The 19,632-nt window shown below is 40.8% G+C and carries 25 protein-coding genes; 17 read left to right on the forward strand and 8 right to left on the reverse strand.

Annotation, left to right across the window (positions count from 1 at the left end; all coding sequences use genetic code 11):
* Positions 1 to 2 precede the first annotated feature (2 nt).
* Entirely contained in the window at positions 3 to 485 is a 483-nt protein-coding gene (locus BFP97_RS06325) for a hypothetical protein (RefSeq protein WP_069841601.1), read from the forward strand.
* Between the two features lie 58 nt (positions 486 to 543).
* Here BFP97_RS06325 and BFP97_RS06330 read toward each other — a convergent pair whose 3' ends face one another.
* A complete protein-coding gene (locus BFP97_RS06330) occupies positions 544 to 1,482 on the reverse strand; it encodes an SOS response-associated peptidase (protein ID WP_069841602.1) in 939 nt (312 codons plus the stop codon).
* Between the two features lie 97 nt (positions 1,483 to 1,579).
* Between BFP97_RS06330 and BFP97_RS06335 the strand changes: the two genes are divergently transcribed.
* The 3 genes from BFP97_RS06335 (at position 1,580) to BFP97_RS06345 (ending at position 2,803) form a co-directional block, all read left to right on the forward strand.
* Complete coding sequence (locus BFP97_RS06335; RefSeq protein ID WP_069841603.1) at positions 1,580 to 1,933, forward strand: hypothetical protein; 354 nt, start codon at positions 1,580 to 1,582, stop codon at positions 1,931 to 1,933.
* Positions 1,923 to 2,273 (forward strand): hypothetical protein, encoded by a 351-nt coding sequence (locus tag BFP97_RS06340; protein WP_069841604.1) that lies wholly within the window; start codon positions 1,923 to 1,925, stop codon positions 2,271 to 2,273. The genes BFP97_RS06335 and BFP97_RS06340 overlap by 11 nt, the downstream gene beginning before the upstream one ends.
* A 308-nt stretch (positions 2,274 to 2,581) precedes the next feature.
* Positions 2,582 to 2,803 (forward strand): hypothetical protein, encoded by a 222-nt coding sequence (locus tag BFP97_RS06345; RefSeq protein WP_069841605.1) that lies wholly within the window; start codon positions 2,582 to 2,584, stop codon positions 2,801 to 2,803.
* Between the two features lie 199 nt (positions 2,804 to 3,002).
* Here BFP97_RS06345 and BFP97_RS20875 read toward each other — a convergent pair whose 3' ends face one another.
* The 3 genes from BFP97_RS20875 to BFP97_RS06360 all read right to left on the reverse strand — a co-directional run bounded on the left by BFP97_RS20875 (position 3,003) and on the right by BFP97_RS06360 (position 8,262).
* Positions 3,003 to 6,299: a calcium-binding protein gene (locus BFP97_RS20875; protein ID WP_069841606.1), complete on the reverse strand. Its 3,297-nt coding sequence runs from the start codon at positions 6,297 to 6,299 to the stop codon at positions 3,003 to 3,005.
* A 382-nt stretch (positions 6,300 to 6,681) separates the two neighbouring features.
* A complete protein-coding gene (locus BFP97_RS06355) occupies positions 6,682 to 7,593 on the reverse strand; it encodes a hypothetical protein (RefSeq protein WP_139135206.1) in 912 nt (303 codons plus the stop codon).
* A 27-nt stretch (positions 7,594 to 7,620) separates the two neighbouring features.
* Entirely contained in the window at positions 7,621 to 8,262 is a 642-nt protein-coding gene (locus BFP97_RS06360; protein ID WP_170827418.1) for a helix-turn-helix domain-containing protein, read from the reverse strand.
* 148 nt (positions 8,263 to 8,410) lie between these two features.
* On the opposite strand from BFP97_RS06360, the gene BFP97_RS06365 reads away from it, so the two are divergent.
* Positions 8,411 to 8,800 (forward strand): helix-turn-helix domain-containing protein, encoded by a 390-nt coding sequence (locus BFP97_RS06365; RefSeq protein ID WP_069841609.1) that lies wholly within the window; start codon positions 8,411 to 8,413, stop codon positions 8,798 to 8,800.
* Between the two features lie 38 nt (positions 8,801 to 8,838).
* On the opposite strand, the gene BFP97_RS06370 is transcribed toward BFP97_RS06365, so the two are convergent.
* A complete protein-coding gene (locus BFP97_RS06370; protein WP_139135207.1) occupies positions 8,839 to 9,540 on the reverse strand; it encodes a hypothetical protein in 702 nt (233 codons plus the stop codon).
* A gap of 203 nt (positions 9,541 to 9,743) precedes the next feature.
* Between BFP97_RS06370 and BFP97_RS06375 the strand changes: the two genes are divergently transcribed.
* Positions 9,744 to 10,583: a hypothetical protein gene (locus BFP97_RS06375; RefSeq protein WP_069841611.1), complete on the forward strand. Its 840-nt coding sequence runs from the start codon at positions 9,744 to 9,746 to the stop codon at positions 10,581 to 10,583.
* 2 nt (positions 10,584 to 10,585) lie between these two features.
* Here the strand turns inward: BFP97_RS06375 and BFP97_RS06380 are convergent, their stop codons facing one another.
* Positions 10,586 to 11,158 carry a hypothetical protein gene (locus tag BFP97_RS06380; protein WP_139135208.1) on the reverse strand — a complete coding sequence of 191 codons (573 nt, stop codon included), beginning with the start codon at positions 11,156 to 11,158 and terminating at the stop codon, positions 10,586 to 10,588.
* Between the two features lie 201 nt (positions 11,159 to 11,359).
* Between BFP97_RS06380 and BFP97_RS06385 the strand changes: the two genes are divergently transcribed.
* The 9 genes from BFP97_RS06385 (at position 11,360) to BFP97_RS06425 (ending at position 16,074) form a co-directional block, all read left to right on the forward strand.
* Entirely contained in the window at positions 11,360 to 11,590 is a 231-nt protein-coding gene (locus tag BFP97_RS06385; RefSeq protein ID WP_069841613.1) for a helix-turn-helix domain-containing protein, read from the forward strand.
* Between the two features lie 161 nt (positions 11,591 to 11,751).
* Positions 11,752 to 12,246 (forward strand): JAB domain-containing protein, encoded by a 495-nt coding sequence (locus tag BFP97_RS06390; RefSeq protein ID WP_069841614.1) that lies wholly within the window; start codon positions 11,752 to 11,754, stop codon positions 12,244 to 12,246.
* Between the two features lie 183 nt (positions 12,247 to 12,429).
* Positions 12,430 to 12,777: a hypothetical protein gene (locus BFP97_RS06395; protein ID WP_069841615.1), complete on the forward strand. Its 348-nt coding sequence runs from the start codon at positions 12,430 to 12,432 to the stop codon at positions 12,775 to 12,777.
* Between the two features lie 281 nt (positions 12,778 to 13,058).
* Positions 13,059 to 13,418, forward strand: coding sequence for a hypothetical protein (locus BFP97_RS06400; RefSeq protein WP_069841616.1), 360 nt, complete (start codon positions 13,059 to 13,061; stop codon positions 13,416 to 13,418).
* A gap of 75 nt (positions 13,419 to 13,493) precedes the next feature.
* A complete protein-coding gene (locus BFP97_RS06405) occupies positions 13,494 to 13,952 on the forward strand; it encodes a single-stranded DNA-binding protein (protein ID WP_170827419.1) in 459 nt (152 codons plus the stop codon).
* 60 nt (positions 13,953 to 14,012) lie between these two features.
* Positions 14,013 to 14,507, forward strand: a complete 495-nt coding sequence (locus BFP97_RS06410; protein WP_069841618.1) for a JAB domain-containing protein — start codon at positions 14,013 to 14,015, stop codon at positions 14,505 to 14,507.
* Positions 14,491 to 15,237, forward strand: a complete 747-nt coding sequence (locus BFP97_RS06415) for an N-6 DNA methylase (RefSeq protein WP_069841619.1) — start codon at positions 14,491 to 14,493, stop codon at positions 15,235 to 15,237. The genes BFP97_RS06410 and BFP97_RS06415 overlap by 17 nt, the downstream gene beginning before the upstream one ends.
* A gap of 21 nt (positions 15,238 to 15,258) precedes the next feature.
* Entirely contained in the window at positions 15,259 to 15,585 is a 327-nt protein-coding gene (locus tag BFP97_RS06420; RefSeq protein WP_069841620.1) for a hypothetical protein, read from the forward strand.
* An 18-nt stretch (positions 15,586 to 15,603) separates the two neighbouring features.
* Complete coding sequence (locus BFP97_RS06425; protein WP_069841621.1) at positions 15,604 to 16,074, forward strand: hypothetical protein; 471 nt, start codon at positions 15,604 to 15,606, stop codon at positions 16,072 to 16,074.
* A 466-nt stretch (positions 16,075 to 16,540) separates the two neighbouring features.
* Here BFP97_RS06425 and BFP97_RS06430 read toward each other — a convergent pair whose 3' ends face one another.
* Positions 16,541 to 16,909: a hypothetical protein gene (locus BFP97_RS06430; RefSeq protein ID WP_069841622.1), complete on the reverse strand. Its 369-nt coding sequence runs from the start codon at positions 16,907 to 16,909 to the stop codon at positions 16,541 to 16,543.
* Between the two features lie 110 nt (positions 16,910 to 17,019).
* On the opposite strand from BFP97_RS06430, the gene BFP97_RS06435 reads away from it, so the two are divergent.
* Complete coding sequence (locus BFP97_RS06435; RefSeq protein ID WP_069841623.1) at positions 17,020 to 17,247, forward strand: hypothetical protein; 228 nt, start codon at positions 17,020 to 17,022, stop codon at positions 17,245 to 17,247.
* Between the two features lie 185 nt (positions 17,248 to 17,432).
* A complete protein-coding gene (locus tag BFP97_RS06440) occupies positions 17,433 to 18,731 on the forward strand; it encodes a site-specific integrase (protein WP_139135209.1) in 1,299 nt (432 codons plus the stop codon).
* Positions 18,732 to 18,737: 6 nt separating this feature from the next.
* Here BFP97_RS06440 and BFP97_RS06445 read toward each other — a convergent pair whose 3' ends face one another.
* Positions 18,738 to 19,502 (reverse strand): hypothetical protein, encoded by a 765-nt coding sequence (locus tag BFP97_RS06445; protein WP_069841625.1) that lies wholly within the window; start codon positions 19,500 to 19,502, stop codon positions 18,738 to 18,740.
* Positions 19,503 to 19,632: the final 130 nt, after the last annotated feature.

Below are 19,632 nucleotides of genomic sequence, written 5' to 3' on the forward strand. Positions count from 1 at the left end.
GTATGAAAGGAGAAAACAATTGGAGTAAACCGGACAAAGAAGATCACTTAGCGCCTACACCACTACCTAAAAGCAATGAAGAAATACCAAACGCTAATCTGTCAGACAACGAACTTCAAAACAGGCTTGAGCTTTACAGCAAGATCGGTGGAAAGATGGATCAATACTTTGAAATTCAGCGTATTAAGCAGAGATACTTGAACCTTAAAAATGAACTGCACCAAACCCGCACCATTGCCGATCTTCATTATGCCCAAGGCATAAGAACAGATTTACCACATGCAAACATTGAAAGCATTAGGCAAAAGCATGAGCAATACGATCAGCAATTAAGAAACATGGTAACCAAGGATGCAAAGGACTATTACAAAGATGAAAACAGCCTTAGTAGAGCATTCAAAGATAAGCAGCTTGGTCCTGGTCAGCTCAGAGAAACTTTCGAAAAGCTTAGGGATGAAAGTAAAGATATCGACATAGACAGGTGAGCAATTGCTTTTAAGAATGGTGATAAAACCACGTTCTATAAGATTAAATGAAGGTATGTCACTCTTTTTTTCCTTCTACCTTTATTGCCTCATAGTCTAAATCTTCCCATACATATACTTTCGTAATCTCTGGTGTATTACCGATATATGGCATCTCTTTTCTTTTTCTAAGATTAATAACAGAATGATACCCCATCTTTTCTTGTGGAAATGGTTGGCATAGATTTAAAATTTCTTCCTGAAATAATTTCTCCTCTTGTGGGTCTCCTTTTTCAAGATGTGATACCGGATAAGGCTTAAGGAAATCACTTATTTGATCCTCTTCCAAAATAACAAGCATTCTGTGACCCGTTCTTTTGACCATCTCTTCATTGTTATGAATTTTGGCCATCATGGGATTGGCCTTACATGTCAAAAAGGCCAAAGTATTAATTGTCATTTCCTCACCAGATTCCTCATCGTATAAATCTGCCTTGCGTGAGATACAGCCTATATACATTGGCTTCCCATCTTTTCGAAATATTCTAAAAGGGTATTTCTTTGATCCATAGTCGTGATGTTCATAGTAAGCATCAAGCATCACTACGCAGCGCCCCCATTTTGCCCCATCAGCAAAAGTGCGATTGGTGAACATATGCCCACTTTGAGCATTAAGATTGTTATTGCTTTTGGCCTTGTAGCTGTTTCTCTCCTGCATTGTTTCAACCCAAAACGGCACGAAACCCCATTCTGCAAAGGCGATTTTCAAGGGAGTCATTCCAGTGTAACTGAGAAGTGTTGGCTTGGCATATCCATTCACATGATAATATTCGTATTCTTCTAGGCCAGGCCAAACATCGACTTGAGCAATATCGAGTTCTTCATCAGGGTCGTAAAAAGGATCTCCTGTCAAAATCCATAACTCACGCTTCATATCCTCAATCTCTTCTTCTGGAAGACCGTCATGAATAGCTTGTTTGATTTGGCTCTTAAGATTGTATTCAGCATCTACGCACATATGCTAAATATAGGAATTAGCACGCTTTTAAGACTTACTAAAATATTTAGTTTATAAACTATAAATTCAACATACTAAATTTATTAGTTTTACTTTCATGTCGAAGTGGGATTACGGTCGCTACATCATTCAGTTCGAAGGCAATTCGGGTCTTTCAATTGACCATCATTTCATGAGGGTGTTCAAAAAGGGAAATCAAAAATGGTTTCAGATTGATGATCGTCCATCTCAATTGCTTGATAAGGACGCTGTTGATGACTTGAGATACGCCCATATCAGGCGCGCTTTTGATGTAGACGAACGACCCACTTTCCAAGGGACAAAAATCTATTTAAGAACTTCCTGCGGAGTCTGTGAGTTCAAATACAAGTTCAAAACATGGAAGGACTGGGAGCATTTCATCGGGAAATTCCCAGGGATTAAAACCAATCTTGAGAGCAATGGAAATTGAGACAGGTAGATATTATGTGCGTAATTCGTGGAATAAAGAATACAGTTTCATGAAAGTGGGACAGGATGAGCGCGGTTATTACTATGAGTTAAACAACTCATTAAGACAATATCTTGAAAGAGGTGCAATTGATGATCTTGAGCGCTATGAGATCGTTGAAACTCTTTCAAGTAAATTTGAACCAGAGTTCACAAACGCTTCCATATCTGTGACCGCCACCAATCAATTCGGTCATCAAATGGAATATGGAGCAAGAGACTTACTACGATTTAGAGAAATTCTCAACTCAACTCCCAGTCTTGCAAAGGCATTGGGAATTAATCTTAAAAAGAAAGCCTAGAGAATTCGGTCGTAGCTTGTATCTCTAAGATTAATACTTCCTCTCTTTGCACGAGCATATCTAGTAGGTTCTTCATGATCAGGAATTTAAATTGATACGATTGCAAGCATTATAACAATAAATAGCAGAGTACTATAGGCGAAGGCGAGTTCCATATTTGAGTATTTCTTTGGCCCAAATATCATACCGATAAAATCATTCAAAATCTGCTTCACACGAAAAACCTGATAAAATTCAAGCCTGTAAGAATTAAAATAATATCTTTCACTATAATAGGAAATACAATCGACACAAACAATGAACTATCTATGAATGATGACGCTGAGGTAGTTATCCAAATCACAGATCCAAAGAAGTTCTATAGAACGGTCAGAAATGTTGATCTATCATCTTTGAATTCAGAAGGAAATGATGTTTTTGGCGGTGGTATCTACATCCATACAACATATGACCAAGTATTTCCATTTTACGGATTGATACGTGCCAATGACTTCAAAAGTGAATACGGGTTCATTCTGAAAACAACTTGACCGCAACTTCCTGCCAAGCCAGGTATCACAAAAATACCTTGAAATGCGTTTTTTTGTATCTGAAATGCTTATTTTTAGATGTTAAAAAAATAACATATAAGTTGTGTGTGTTTATAAGTTGAGGTAAAAGCGGAAGTTAAGCTTCCGCTTTTTTATTGAACTCATCAGTGTAAGTCTGAGGTATAGAGTTTTAACTTCGCTAAACCGTAATCAATGTACCCGCTGTTTCTAACGCAGCTTCATCCGTCCAACCTGTTACGCCATAGATTTCAGCGATTGCAACGAAATTATCCGCACCACCATCACTATCAACCTTCAATGTTGAATCTGTACCGTTATCGGTAATTTCTACAAAGTCTGTGATTAGATCAGTTAAGGGATCATAACCCATAAGAAGATCGGCAATATCAATCGCATCATTTTGAGAGGTTTCAAATGATCGGATGATATCAGTAAATCCAAAAGAAGTGCCTGCTTCAAAAATAAAGGTATCCGCACCACCATCACCGCGAAGCTCATCATTCCCTGCACCGCCCGTAATGAAGTCATTTCCTGCGCCACCGCGTAAATTATCATTACCAGCTTCTCCGTTGATTACATCGTTTCCGGCCTCGCCTCTTAGGTCGTTATCACTGCTATTTCCAGTAATAGTATCATTGAAGTCACTACCGTAGACACCTTCAATATTCGTTAAAGTGTCCGTGCCTTCACCTGTGGCCGTACCATTGATCAGATTGACAGTCACAGCAGCGTTAGAGCTACCGAAATCGGCAATGTCCGTACCTGCACCACCATCTAATGTGTCATCACCAGCACCGCCAAAGAGAATGTCGTTCCCATCCTGGCCACGCAAAATATCATTGCCAGCTCCACCTTTTAGGTTGTCGTTACCATCCCCACCTTCAAGCGTGTCATTACCTGCATCACCATGCAACCCATCATCACCAGTTCCACCAGATAGATAATCATCACCACTATTACCGTAGATAGTATCATTGCCCCCTTCTCCATAGAGGAAGTCGTGACCGATCCAGCTTGTATTGCCTGACTTCTCACCATATATTCTGTCGTTGCCATCACCGCCATAAATGGTGTCATGATCTAGTTCACCTCTCAGATCATCATTACCGCCACCGCCATAAAGCGTGTCATTACCGGAACTGCCATAAAGCGTATCATTGCCACCTGCATAAGTTTCTGTGCCATCACCATCACCATAAAGAATGTCGTTGCCACCATGTCCGTAAACCTTATCAGCACCTTCACCACCAAAGGCAATATCGTCCCCGGCATAGCTTTTTAGGTTGTCGTTACCAGCGCCACCAAATAGCTCGTTTGATCCGCTACTGCCAAATATCGTGTCGTTGTAATCAGAGCCTTCAAGGTTCTCGATATTGCTTAAAGTGTCAGTCCCGCTTCCGGTCACTGTACCGTTATTCAAATTCGCGATAACAGCATTTGCCGCAGAGGCATAGGACACCGTATCTATACCGCCAAGGCCATCAATACTGTCATTGCCAAGACTGCCTTCGAACAGGTCATCACCTGTTGTTCCAACAAGCGTATCATCTCCGCTTGTACCTTGGATCGGCACTGGGCCAACCAAAGCCATTTCTGAATTATCATTGAAGACGATTTTTTCAATCGCCCAAGGAAAGCTCGTATCATAATGCTTGAACACCGTGATTTTATCAGATGCGTTATTCGCAAAAGTAATTTCCAAATCATCGCCAACCTGCGTTAATGTGATGTCACTCTGCGTGATCCCTGCCCCAAGTCTGATGAAATCATTACCATCTTCATCAACAAGGAAATCCTGTCCATCACCGGAATTAAAAATGAATTCATCATTCCCCGTGCCACCACTGAGGGAATCATTGCCGCCAGCACCGTATAGCACATCATTTCCTGCCTCACCGCTTAATTGGTCATTGCGAATGTTTCCATTTAATGTGTCATCTCCACCACGCGCGAAGAAGCGCGATCCAAAATTACCTGATGATGCAACACTCGTGGCTGTTAATGTATCGCTAAAGCTTGACCCGGTTACGTCCCGAACGCTTACTACAGTGTCAGAGGTGCCGTACCCATCATCAATGATTAGTCCTTGAGAAAGATCAACGTTGATACCATTCAGTAAAGGAAGAAGTCCACGCGCAATAGTCGTTGCATTTTGATCATCAGCGGTAAAACTGTCAAACCCAGCACCACCATCATAATAATCAGACCCAGGAGCCACTATGAATACGTCAGACCCCGCGCCACCATAGGATTCATCATCTCCATATCCATCATTAAACCAGTTTTGTTTATTATCGGTGCCACCTCGCAGAATGTCATTACCTGCACCACCATAAAGCTGATCAAACCCATCACCACCATTTAAAATGTCATCTCCATCGTCACCATAAAGCTTATCATCTCCTTGGAAACCATTGATAATATCCTTGCCAGTGCTACCATTGAGGAAGAAGTTATTTCCACTCGTGCCATTGACCACGTTGTAGGCACCAGCAGAAGGATTAGAGATTAATTCGTCTTCAAACTGAATGTTTTCAATTTTACCCGTTGACAGATGGTCTTTGATTAGAATTTCATCAGTAGAGCCATCAAACGTGATTTTTAGGTCAAGCCCTAACTGCGTAAAATCAACATCAGCAACGGATATCCCTGCCCCAATGGTGATGGTGTCATTTGTTCCTGCACTATCATCAATCTCATCCTGACCATGACCCACATTAAAGATATATTCATCATCACCCGTACCACCCTCCAGAAGGTCTGTACCTAAGCCACCATTAAGGGTATCATTGTCTGCACCACCGAACAATTCATCATCGCCTGTGCCGCCATTGAGCGTGTCGTTTCCATCTTCCCCGTAAAGCTCATCATCACCTTCATCACCAAAAAATGTGTCATTACCGCCCCCAACATCAGTGATAGTATCATCACCGCCATAGCCATGCAGAACATCTCCTTCTATGCCGCTAAACAGAATATTGTAGCCTGGGTAATTCGATGCCGAAAACGCTGCACCTGTACCGTCTTCATGAGGTGTATTAAACTCAAAATCCAGCCCTATTTTTGCCAAAACAGAGCTTGTGATTGAATTACTATTCGCCCCTATAGGATTGTAAGAGATTGGGTCAGAAAGAGCTAGTTGGTTAGCAAATGCTACCATGTCAGACCATTTAAGCGCTGCCGATGCACCACCTAAATCAAGCTCAGTATAATTATAGTCTGTTAAAGGATCGTTATCGACAACTCCATCTCCATCTGTATCAACTTTATACAAGGACAGTGGGTCTTGTACGTCCAAATCCGAATCAATGAAAATATCACCCCAATCAAAAATGTTCTGATTGTCAGGCCCGGCATTGATCATAGTTTGATCATTAAATGTGCTAAGATCACCGTCCAAGTCATACACTAGATAGGTGTGAGCGTTCGGTACAATTCCCGCTGAAGTTGAAGTGATGTATATTTTACCAGACATATTTTCCCCCACGTTGATAAAAGTTAGATTGAGATTAATTTAGTTATCGGGAATCGTGATAAATCTTTGTACCGTCACTAAGTGTGGAATGATCCTTCGACTTAGGTGAAATGGCTGGGCCTGCAAGAAGAAGCAAAAGCAGAACAATTGTCATTGCGAATACGACCCCGAAAAGTACTTTTTTCATCTAAAACTCCCGCCCAAACACCAGTGATAAAAACCACTTTTAAATGGGCATTCCTAAATAGTTATGTTCGATTGATTTTGATTCCTAGAGCATCCAAAAACAAAAATCAACCACAAATTTTGAATTAAGTCATTGATATAACTTGTGGTTGTATGATTTAGACGCTTTCAGGTAACTGGCGGTTGTCCGATAGACTTAACCAAACTCTGGACTATCGCCTGAAGACTCGAGCCCCTGCCTATGTTTCATGAGTTTTCCAATTAACTGTTCACCGTAATAAGCCGGAATAGCATTTTTTTCTAAAGCATCCGTCAAAAACTCCTTGGTTTTATCCATATGGAGTTTGCCGATTTTTAAAATCAAAGCAAATACGCTGCATGCTTCATGCTTCCCCGAATCATAGACAAAAAGCATTTCACCCAGTGCAGGCAGTATGGTTTGAGGTGGCATGCTCGCGACCTCATCAACCAGATCAGGGTATTTCTTAAATAAGGCATCCCCGTCCGCTAAGATATTATCATGAAGCGTGCTTACTGCTTTGGCCTGCTTATCTGTAAGGTTTTCTAAAAACGGGTCCAGTTCAACTCCTTTTTGAAGTCTAAGTCTTTTATTCAGTTTCAAAACAAGCCAATCATCAGTTACATTCACCAGATTGTGATAAAATCCGTAGCCATTCGGCTTTACGACTGTAAATGGTGATTCACCTGCAGAATGAAATTCTGTGAACAGACCGGGCGTGCTCTTAAGATCAGCGCTATAAGTCATATACGGCTTATCCAAATCGCTAAAGCCGCTTTCCTTGTTAAAAGAGGCAACCAAAAGACAGTGCTTTAAGGTGCTAAACCCGTTTTTATCCGGTCTAACTCCACCTTTGATCTCAATAGTTGCCCTTTCCGCTTCATCATGAGAATTGGTCTGGGTTGGTGTGTCCGCAGTATAGCCCTTTGGCGGCAGTACAATTAAACGCTCAATAGTCCGCGCACCCTCATCCTTGTTTTTAACAATGAAAGACGCTGGCCTTTTAATAATCTCAATATTTCCCCCACAAACATTTTCGATCAAAGCGCGCATATAATGCGTTCTTAGAACTGAATTAATGTCTGTCATCTAAACCTCTTTCTACATATTCCTTTCTTAGTTTATATGCTCACTATGATCCCAAGACAATTCGAACAACTCCCTATGTATGTCAGCAAACTCTTTTTGCTTGAATACCCTAATCTCAACATTGTTATTGGCAAAACTCAGGTAAGCCGAGTTTGAGCCGTAGATATAGAATATTTTCTCATTGTGCAGCGCCTTTGGGTAATAGCGATGCTCTGCGCTATTCAGGATTAATAAGTCCTCATCTTTCTGAACGATTATCCTAATCCTGATTTTATCGCCAAGTTTCTTCATGCGCGCGGCATGCACATCCTCATACCATTCTCTTGTCAGCCATTCATACCAAAGCTCAGGTTTTGAATTGAATATGCAGATATCCCCGCCTTCATGACTTGCAACCTCATACACATCATCCATGAACATCTTAAAACCTTCCTTACCCAAATAATTTTTAACGTAGGAATGCTTTTCTCTTAACCCATTATTCTCTAAAAATTCCAAACCTCTTTCTTCAAAGAATTTGGTCAGTTTATTAAGGTTCTTGGTTGAGAGTTCCTGATGTCCTTTTTCAAACCGTGACAGTTGTTGTTTATGCACCCCAATGGCCTTACCAACATTCTCTTGGTTAAGACCCAGATGCACTCTTGCCGACCGTGCTTGTTTATTGCTCAACAGCATAATTTATGCCCATATATACCTAAAAAGTTACTTTGTAAACTGATTCATTCACTTTGTAAACATTTTTGTTGACAGCGATTCTCTCTTGTGCATTTACTCAGTCATATTTAAATACAACTGTGTAACATTATGTGGGGTAAACATGAATACAGCTAAAAAGGGTAAAGCATCAGAAATTGATATTGAAGTCGGTAAAAGACTAAGAGAAATTAGAGAACAGTATAAATTCACACTTGAAGATCTGGGTCATTTGCTGGGCATTACATGGCAACAGGTTCAAAAATATGAGAAAGGTGTAAACCGTATTTCAAGTAGTCGGTTGAATACAATTTCTAAAATATTCAAAGTACAAATGGAGTATTTCTTCTCTGAAGTTGAAAACCCCTTTGATCGTTATTATCAAGCTCCGAAAAAAACAGAGCCAATAGAACAGCTATGGGCAAAGCTCCCGGATGGTATCATAAAGAACAGCCTCTACTCCTTAGTTGAAACGCTCATACATCTGAAAATTTCCAAGACGGAGATAAGATAGAGCGCTGGGGGCGCATGTGTGGGGTGCGCCCCTGCGCTCTACCACTGCCTAGGATCAGGTAGTTTTGAATAGAGCTCAAGCACATATTCCATTACATGCGGATGTGCTTCCTTATTCTCTCCCTTGCGCCAACTTGTGATCCGACTGGCCAATGATTTACTTTCGCCCAATATCTTGACCATCTTGCTCGGTGTCACATTCGTGCGTTCAATTTCTGCCTCAAGCTTGGTCAAGTATTCCTGTGTAATAGGCGTTAATTTGGGAGGTGTTGGCTTCGGTTTCGGTGCTTGCGGTTTTGGGCTATAGGTTTCCAAAAAATCCATAACGCCCTTTAAATGTCTTTTGTCTGCTGTCCTTATTTCCCTGACAATCCATGTCCGAAATATATTCACGTTAAACCCCAATGATCTTGGCAGTGCTTTGGATATCTGAGAGGGTCCTACGCGCTTTTCTTCCATTAAAGCTTCTATTTTAACCAAAACCTCTTCGGTCAAATCAACGCGCTCTACAGTGGGAAGCTGGGCATAACCGCTAACCAAAAAATTATATTCTTCTGGGGTGATGAAGCGAATTCTACGTGTGTAGATATTATGACATCGAATACGGGTCAGGCTGTCAGGTAGATTGGGTACGAGTTTGCGAATTAAATTGCTCCCTATTCCCGTTCTTTCCTTCTCTTCTTCCAGAAAAACAATGAAGTCTGGTCTCTCTTTTAGGTCTATATCGTGAGGGCCTGGCAATTTGGGCAAGACTCATAACTCCCTTATAAATCACACTTTATTTGATCATCCCTGCTAATGGTTAATCAAGTCTTAAAATTGCCTCAAATACCCATAAAATTTATCTAAAACTAGTTTACATAATTTACTCTGATTTCATTTTTTCCTGTCAGAATAATCATGTCCGCAAGCAATGCGGCTTGGTTAATAAGGGGATAAAACCAGTGTCAGACGACCACACAAAAGATGCCGTAAACAAGGTACATGAACAGGCGGAGAAGCTTGAGAAGGATGCTATCAATTACACCAAACAAGGTGCAAATGTTGGCTTAATGGCGCGCAACAGCGCCAATCCTGATAATGTCTATGGCAACAGTGCTGAAGAAGAAAAGGACGCTAAAACCAAAAAGATTTTGGATTTAATTGAGCGCGCACGCCAGCTTGATAAAGAGCTTGGCGACCTTCTCGATGAGCTGAATAGGAAATACGATGAATTAGGAGAAAAAGAAAAAGAGCGCAGAGACATCCTAGATAACAATAGGAAGCTCAAGGATGCGATGGCCAACGGTGATATCGCGGAGCTAAGGATTTTATTAGGCTTAAATGACGAAACAACACCAGAAGAAGTCATGCAAAAGGCTCAAAGTACGGTAGGTGCGAATGAGGCCGCTGTAGATACACTGGATGTTGAGATTGCCAAGCTTAAAAGTGACATTAAAACATTAGAAGGCGAATACAATAAAATAGCCAAGGAGCGCGGACTCACAGAAATTGCAGGGGAACATCTAGAAGAACTTAAGGATATTAAAAGGCGTGCCTTTGAGCTTGAAGGCGTTAATTTCAATAAGTTGCTCAGCGAACTAGAGAGTGATGATGGACAATCTAATTTTTACCAGCGAGCAAAAAAGTTCATTGTAGATGACGGTGAAATAAGCATAACTGACCCATTCAACACGGCCTCTAACGATACAGTGGCTTCAAATCCATTTGATTTAGAAAATGATGGACAAGAAAAAAGCCCGTTCAGTGACGAGCCTTCTCAAGCGCCAAATCCGTTCGGATAGGTTTAGTTGTTTTCTGGTGGGTTAATGCCTGCAATTGCATTTGAAGACACTTTTCCTAAAATCACCAAGTGATCACCATATGTAGCAACAAAGTGATCTCCTATGACCTGAATAGCTCCACCTATTTGCTCAGGTGTAAATACGTACGTTTTTCCATGCGTATATATATTTTCGTCCATATATAGGCTGGCCTTCACTGGGCCTGATGTCTTTAGAAACTTCACATCAATATTCATCGGCTTATCTGTAAAGCGTGTATCAGCGAAAGACTTGGCTAAAACATTCGCATATTCCTCAACGCTCATTCTGCCCTCGTCTCCACCAGTCACATAAATAGATAACCTCTTGTTCTTTGAGGCATCGCTAGCAGCATCAGCATCGCCTCTTGTAACTCTTGGCGCAGTAAGCTTGTCGTTGTTAACAACTTCTGCTGTTTTGGCTTTATTGTTTAAAGCTAGCGCATTGTTTTGTGCTTGAAGTTCGTTGCTGTTCGCTACTGTAAGAGCGAACACAGCAAAAAGACCCACGAGGCCAGCTTTAGCTCGGGTCGAGGAATTTTCAAATGTCTTTTTCAAAGAATTCATATTTAAAGTCCTATTTCAGCAGTATTTTATACCACCATTTGCTTAGATTAGACAAGTAATTGATGCACAATTCGTTAAATTCTTAACGCATTGAGCTATTCCCGTCATATATGACGGGTTAAATGTAATGAAAAAACCCATCCCGTCATATATGACGTGTTTAAATATTATAGACTTCCTGACATTCAGGTCATGGAAAAAGACGGCTATGACAAAGAGCTTAAGGCAATTGCTGCGCGTATCAGACAACTCAGGATTGATGCGGGTTTTAGCAGTCAGGATGCCTTTGCTGATACCCATGGCTTTCAGAGAAAACAAATCTGGCGCATTGAGGCTGGCCATAATTTGAACATGACCACCCTGCTACGGCTTGCAGAAATTCATGGCATAACTATTCAGGAATTCTTTGCTGGAGTGAAATAGTTTTAAGCTAATCCTGCATACAATTGCGTGCACTCAACTCAGCCAAACATGAGATAACCAGCCGCTTTACATACTATCATAGGAATTATTTCCTTTTTTCTTGATCAAGGAGCTGTCTTTGCCTACCTCTACACACCAATCAATGAGTAGGAGTAACCACCATGTCCCCATCAATTAAAGATCAATTCGAAAAAATTAAACTCACCTATCAACACAAGACACCGGCCAAGGATCGGCCTGACATTTCCAATCCTCAAGAAGCCTATCACCAGTTAATGAGAAGCTGGGATCAAGGTGAAATTGACCTGATTGAAGAAGTCAAACTTTTGCTATTGGATCGCTCAAGCAGATTAATGTCTATTTACTCCCTCTGTAGAGGCGGTATGGACAAAGACAACCTCACACTTGACCCCAAAGTGATCTATGCGGCAGCGCTTATCAGGAAAGCCCACCAAATCGTCCTTGCTCAGAATTACCCTGGTGGCGTGTTTGATCCTTCCTACTTGGATAATGGCCAAATCAACCAGTTATCGGAAGGTGGCTTTATTCTGGATATCCCCCTGATTGACTACATGGTGGTTACGCCAGATGGTTATTATTCACATCTCAAAGATGCCCGGAAGGGGTTTACTCAAATACCACCTTCCCCACAGTAATGAGCAAAAGCGTTACAAATCAAGGGTTCTACTCAAAACTGGCTCAAAGACACACCATGATAGGCATTTATTCCTTTTTCAGTTGACCACCTCATAAACCTTCTGTAATCCCAACAACTGTTAACTGAATTAGGAATATAATCTTAGTTCGGATTTTAAATCAAACTTACAAGGAAACACATCATGACCAACACTGCGTATTATGGCGAAATCGCGGCCAAACTTTCAGCACATCTGCATAAAAACCCTGATCATGTCACCAGAATATCTCAAATAATGGATAAACAGAAATACGGCTCAGATGACACCATACTGACAGTCTGTGCAGAGGCCGCACGTGTCTTTGATCAAATCGAAGATCTATCAAGTGAGCACCTAATAGATTGGCACTTAGCTAGTGACAATTACGCGAACCAACTTCTTGATCACCTCTTAGCGGGAAGCAAGCCTCATATCGTAGATATGATTTCAATGGTGGCCCGTAGTATCGAACAGGCAAGAGACAGCCACTTTCAAGTTTCTAGAAAATAGGAGAACAATGCTTGTTCACTTTACATCTGGAAATGGAAAGTATTCCTCTCTGTAAGTCAAATCGGAAGCCTTCAAAATTTATAAAAATGCGGGTCGTAGAGTCCTATTTTTAAAATTTATCAGCCCGCATAAATGCGCCCTGCTAAAGCTGGGTTCCAAAGATTTGACTGACGATCAAAACACTTTCCGAATTGCTACCACAATTTTCATGGCGCGCCCCGTCATGCGCAAGAACGCATGACAAGCACGTCAAGAAAACTCTTACTTAGAAAGGATAAGTTATGACTTACGAAACCAAGACAACCAAATCATACGATGGATCATGGAGGGCTGAAAGCCAAGCTTTATTGGCCGAAACAGAAGAAGGAAAACGCTTCTTAGAACTAGCCACTTATAAGGATAGAGGGGGTATCACTACAAGCGCAAATGTTTTCGTTTACAAACAAAGTCAAGGCTTCACCACAAAATCCACCGTAATTTTCGGAGATTTTTCAAAATCAAAAATAGCCTTTACAGACTGCAATCGAGTTACCGAACAAGCGGTTTCCCAAGCTCATAAATTTGCCCTTCTTCAGATGCCAAAAATTATAGCTGAAGCCAAAGCTTTTTATGAGGAAAAAGAAACCAACACCACAGACTGAATGCAGCACAGAAGCCAGCCCCGGGGTTGGCTTCGATGGTGCATTTCACCAACTGACACGAAAGGAGAAAAGATCATGTCAAACACTACAGAAAACACTACCGTAACAACCAAAACTCAAGAAGACTTGTTCGCTGATACAAATATCACTCAGAGATCAGGCCGATTAACCAAAGATGCAGAGCTTATCAAGGATGGTAAATTTGTTAAGTTCAGAATTGCTTCCAACAAGGAGTACATTGATACACAAAGTGGTGAACTCAAAACCACAACCAACTACTTTAACGCTCTTGTATCTAACAATCTGACAGATGCATTTAATGTAGCCCAAGAACTTAAAAAAGGTGACTGGGTATACTTCAAAGGCGAGGACGCAACACGTTCCATCGACACTGTAGAAGGCTACAAAGAAACAGGCGTGACAACCTTTGCCTATAAAGTAGTCCTAAAAAAACCAAAGCTTGAGACAACAGCCAATTCCAACCAATTGGAGATAGATCAAAGTGTAAACGGTGCATCCTTGGATCAGCAATAATTCAACCCAAACTATAGGGAAAGCATTCATGCTTTCCCTTTTTCTTTTAAGGACAAATACATGACCCCAAGCAGTAAGAGACTTTCAACCAAGTTTGAAGAAGTTCAACTTATATATAAAAATAAGACACTTGCAAAAGATCGCCCTAGCGTCAAAACACCAGAGCAAGCCTACGAGATTTTCATACAGAACTGGAATCTAGATCAGATCAGTTTACTCGAAGAAGTCAAAATTCTGCTCTTAGATAACTCTATGAAATTAATGTCAATTGCCGCTATCTCCAAAGGCGGTATGACAGGTGCTTTAGTTGATCCACGCATGATCTTTGCCACAGCCTTAAAGCGTAGGTCACACGCCATCATAATGGCTCACAATCACCCAACTGGGAACTTAAAACCGAGCCACGCAGACATCAAATTATCAGATACAATTGCCGCCTCTGGAAAGGTTCTGGGCATTCAACTAATTGATCACTTAATCGTAACATCCGATCACTATTGTTCATTGGCTTCTGATGGCTACATGGAGGCACCCAGCAATGCAGCACCAGTATAAAGAATTTGCAAAACCCCTTGAAAAACTGGGCCGAAGACATGATCTATCGAGAGCTTTCAATGATCTTTTGACCATTGCTATATGTTCTTTTCATAGTACCAATATTCAGAGCCGACTACAGGAAAAAGATGAGCAAAACGAAGCCCTCTACATGGAGACTATCAAACCTTACAGTCGAGAAAATTTAAACGATTTAGGCAAAGCTATTGGCATACTGCAACTCAATGTTCTTGATGATCCCTACTCCGATGTTTTAGGCGAGTTCTTTATGGAGCACATCACCAAAGGTCAGAACGGCCAATACTTCACACCTACTCCGGTTTGCGAAATGATGGCACAAATGACCCTCGAAAATTCGCGTAAGGAAGACCAGCGTATTCTTGACCCAGCTTGCGGTTCAGGCCGGATGCTTTTAAGTGCAGCCAAAATCAACCATCGCAATTATTTCTTTGGAGCAGACAGTAGCCAGACATGCGCAAAAATGGCCACGCTGAACTTCTTCTTGAATGGCCTTCAGGGGGAGGTTGCATGGATGAACAGTCTGTCCATGGAATGGTATGGAGGATGGCAAATCAACAAGTTCGGATTGGGCATTCTTCCCATTGAAAAAGAGCATTCTCAGATTTGGACTGAGGCTCCTAAACCTAAGCCAAAACCTCAGACTCCAGAGTTTGATAGATCACTAAAGAATCTTGGCAACCAGACGACAGAACAACTCACACTTTTTTAGCCCAATTGAAAGGAAGCAAAAATGAAAACATACGTAGTCAAAGCTGAAATGTGCACCTACTTACAAGTATCAATCAAGGCATGCTCTGAGAAAGAAGCTGAAAGGCTGGCTTCACAAATGAGCCAAAGTGATTTTACTGAAATTGAGGGAACAAGAATTTGGGAAATCTACAATGTTGAGGAAGCAGATTTGGTCGTGGAAAAGTATTCGAACGATGAGCTTACAGAAGCTCTTGGCCAAGCTTTAGACTGGATATCTCAATTAGTGGCAGATGATAGTGAGGAGGATCAAGAACCACTCAGGTGGAAACAAATTCAGAATGTATATACCAAGTATAAGTACGATTAATCAGGAGTGCGAAAGATAATGTCAGCTCCACCAAAAATTGACAAATCTAAGGAAATTCAAAGTATCAAATCCAAGTTTGGTAGTCGTTACTATTTCAACCCTGAAGCACACAAGGAAGCGGCCCTATTATGGGGCGCTGAATGTAACGATTGTGGTGTGGCATTAAACCGCAAGAAAGAGGTGATTATCCAAGTCGCTTCTTGTATTGGTGAGCTTCAATTTGTTGAAACAAGCAAAGGGTATTGGCTTTTAGGAATAAGTGCTCAAACGTCCGTTTCTGGGTTTGGCTATGCACCCTCTGTTTGGGATAATTTTGGCTTTGCTTCCTACTGGGATGCACGAGCTTTTGGTGTTGAAAAATTGATTAAGTTTTTCAGTGCTCGAGTTGTCACAAGCAACTCATGTTCAAGCGCAACAACAAAGGCAAATTGTCAAAGAGTAGTAGAGCTACTGAGAGGCGAACGGGCACCTCAACTAGACTTGTTTTAAGTATGTTTTTTCGGGCGGCTTATCCCGCTATCCGCACTCGCCAACCACCGCACAAAGTCCAACTTGGCTCAAACAATTGCTACTATCGGGGCCGCCTATTCTCAACTTCCAAAGTTTGAATAAACTCCACTAAGCCCCCCCCAGTCTAGACTTGCTCCGAAAAGTAAAACGCATGAGCGCTTTACACTTCTCCGCCAACTCATTTTTATGCACATGACGAGCCAGCTTTTAGCTTGCTGTCAAGAGCATATAACCCATTTAAAGTGAAGCTATACCGTATTCACCCCAAAGCTCAATTCCTAAGGTTACAACAGGTTCTAGTTTGAACTTCGACAGTGATTAACATGGATCAAATCTCAATTTCTATAAGAATAAAATCCTTATCATTTTTCTATCAGACATCATGTCTAAGAGGATCAATCCTCTTAGAACCACCATGGTTCAATGAGTCCAAGATGTACCATATTTAAAAGAATATTGGATCGGTCGAACCAAGACTTTCGGAGCATTCATCCAGCTTCCTTTTTACTATTTCATCAAAGTCAGCATCGAAGTTATCCAGTTTCTCTTTCAACCTGTGTGCATCCGCTTCAGAGTTTTCCGAATATGAATTATTCCCAAGTGTCATCGTCTGAAACACACCCATTTCCTCACGTATTGTGACCTTTTCATTACCACAAAAAAAGAATACTGAATTACTAAAGAACAATAAATATTCTCCCGATGTTATTGGGCTTTTCCGAGCGCCAACATCCTTGTTTTCGTATGTTAAGTTTCTCTTACTTTTCCATTCTGCAATCGTGTCTTGGATTGCCTTAAGTGATTCCTGATTCATATCCTCAATTTATCAAAGTTCATCTTTAGGAACAAAGCATGAACACTCTATTGACACCAAAATGAATTAGGTTTATTTTCCTATATACATGCAATCAAGGTGGTTCAAATATGAGTGAAATTCAACTTGAAAAAATCAAAGAAGCACGTGATGAATGTGCACGAATAATAGCACTCTATGGAGATAAATTTCTCCCAATTTTCCAGCGCCTCGAAACAGAAATCGAGCAACGTGAACATCAAAATAAGTTGTTAGCAAAAGCGCTCAAAATTGGTACACAAAGTGGTACACATTTTGGTACACAATTTAAACAGCAGTTTTACAAAGCATCTCAATAATCTAAATATTTCAATAACTTAATAGGTGCTCAAAGTTTAAATGGTGCCTCCGGAGAGCACCACTATATCATACCTTCTTCATGATTAACTTTATCTAAGTCGTTGATATAATTATTATTCTCAATTCCATCAACTTTTCGGCTTGTCAATAGCTCCTAAAATTGGTACACAAAACGGTACACATTTTGGTACACAGAAGGAGTATTGGTTTGGGTAAAAATTATGTTTATCAAAGAGGCGGGAAATTCATTTACAGAAGAAGAGTTCCAAGTGAGGTGTCTCATCTTGACACTAGAAAAGAAGTAAAAATTTCTCTCAAGACACACAGCTACCAAGAAGCGGTCATTCGTTCCACGATCTACGATAGACAAGTTCAAAAATTTTGGAATGATCTCATTGAGACACAATCATCAAACAACCTAGAGTCACGTTACAAAAAAGCAGTTCGAACTGCTAGAGCCAATGGTTTTTCTTATAAATCAATTGAGGAGTTGGCAACTCTGGATCTCAACGAAATTGTCGAACGGCTTTTGGTTGACATTGATCAAAAGGAAAAAGCTGAAGCGCTACTTGGTGGAGCCGGGTCAAGTAAAGTCAAGTTAACCCAATGCAGCGAACTCTACTGGGGTTTGGTACACGATCAACTTGTAAATAAGTCTCCCCATCAAATCCGCAAATGGAAGAACCCCCGCAAGGCTGCACTAGATAGTTTCATAAGTGTAGTTGGCGATAAGTACCTTCAGCAGATAACTCGTAAGGATATACTGTCTTTTCGTTCATGGTTGAATGATAAATTAAGACTTGGTTTCAGCCCTTCAAGTGCCAACAAACAGATGAGGTTTGTCCGGCACATAATTCAACAGATTGCAATTTCTCAGGAACTCGAAATTGATTTTGATCCCTTATTTGCCAAACTGAATTTTAAACTCTCAAATATTTCACGACCACCGTTCGAAGCCAGCTACGTGCAAAACAAATTACTGCCCAACCTCGGTTTCTTGAATGAAAGAGATAGATTGGTGGTAATGGCAATTGCCGACACGGGTGCTAGAATTTCAGAGGTTTTTGGTCTCCGACCCGAGGACATTAGATTAGAAGAAGACATTCCTTTTATCTGGATAAGGGCTAGAAAAGGTTATGAATTAAAAACTGAGAGTTCCGAACGTAAAATTCCATTAGTAGGAACAGCGCTTCAAGCTTTCTCCAACTCACCAGGTGGATTTAATCACTCTGGAAACCCGGACTCATTCTCTGGGAACGTTAACAAGCGACTTTCAAATCATGGGCTTAGACCGACACCACAACATTCTATTTATTCTCTTAGGCACACATTCAAAGACCGTTTAAGAGATATTGAGGCTCCTGAGGAGATAATAGATGACCTTATGGGGCATAAAAAGAGTGGCCCTAAATATGGAAGGGGACACAGACTTGAAACAAAACTCAAATGGTTGGAAAAAATCGCTTACCGAACCGAGAGTTAGAAAAGATTATAGTAAATTCGGATCATCCCATTCATCACATCCGGTTAAACGAATGAAGTCTGAATCTGGATATTTCATCACTCTTTTTATAAAACAACTATCGAGGTTGTTTGTCGCATAACCTTCGTGGTCTATACATTCTTTCATATCATAATCTCTATTTTTCAAGAAATTGCGAACTACTTTCATAGCTAAAAAACTATGCTGATTTAAAATGGAAATCGGAACCTCAGCTTCTATCAAGCAGGGTGTTCCGATGGCACTAAGAACAATACCTGTCTCAGGATCACTCTCATGAGAGTTATAGAGTGCTTCTCCGCCCCAAGATCTAAAGAAACGCTTTATTCCACTTTCTCCTGCTAGCTGTGGTTCAAAAAAACAAAACCATAGCATGTGGGAGCGATATTCTTCATTAGCCTGATTTTCATTCTTAAGTCGATGGCCTATGTGTTCTGATATTTTTCCTTCTAAAAGGAGCTGATTTATCCGCGCAGATAATGTGTCTTTATTTTGAAGAGACATGCCTTCACTAAGTATTCCATCGATTTCAACATCAGTTAATCTCGTACAATGGTATCCATGTAACGCATGATTATTTAAAACATCCCTTAACCCATAAATTGCTGAATCATATTCCCATGTCTGCACCTTTTGAAAAGCATGTTTGGTATCCCTGAATTCCCAAGAAGCAAACAGTTGGAGGTTCCTTTCAAGGTAGCTCTTTAAACTAGCAGGCCATGTTTCTTCAGAATGTAAGGTTATCATTTGCATTATTAATTTCTCTAAGACAAACCTAAAACAACTTATATAAGAAATTCACATTGGATGATTAGCAACGTTAATCTCAAAAAAACCTACCCTTCGCTTCGCTTGACTGCCAGGGCTTCGCTTGCGACTTTTG

It is taken from the genome of Roseivirga sp. 4D4, from assembly GCF_001747095.1.
Lineage (GTDB): Bacteria > Bacteroidota > Bacteroidia > Cytophagales > Cyclobacteriaceae > Roseivirga.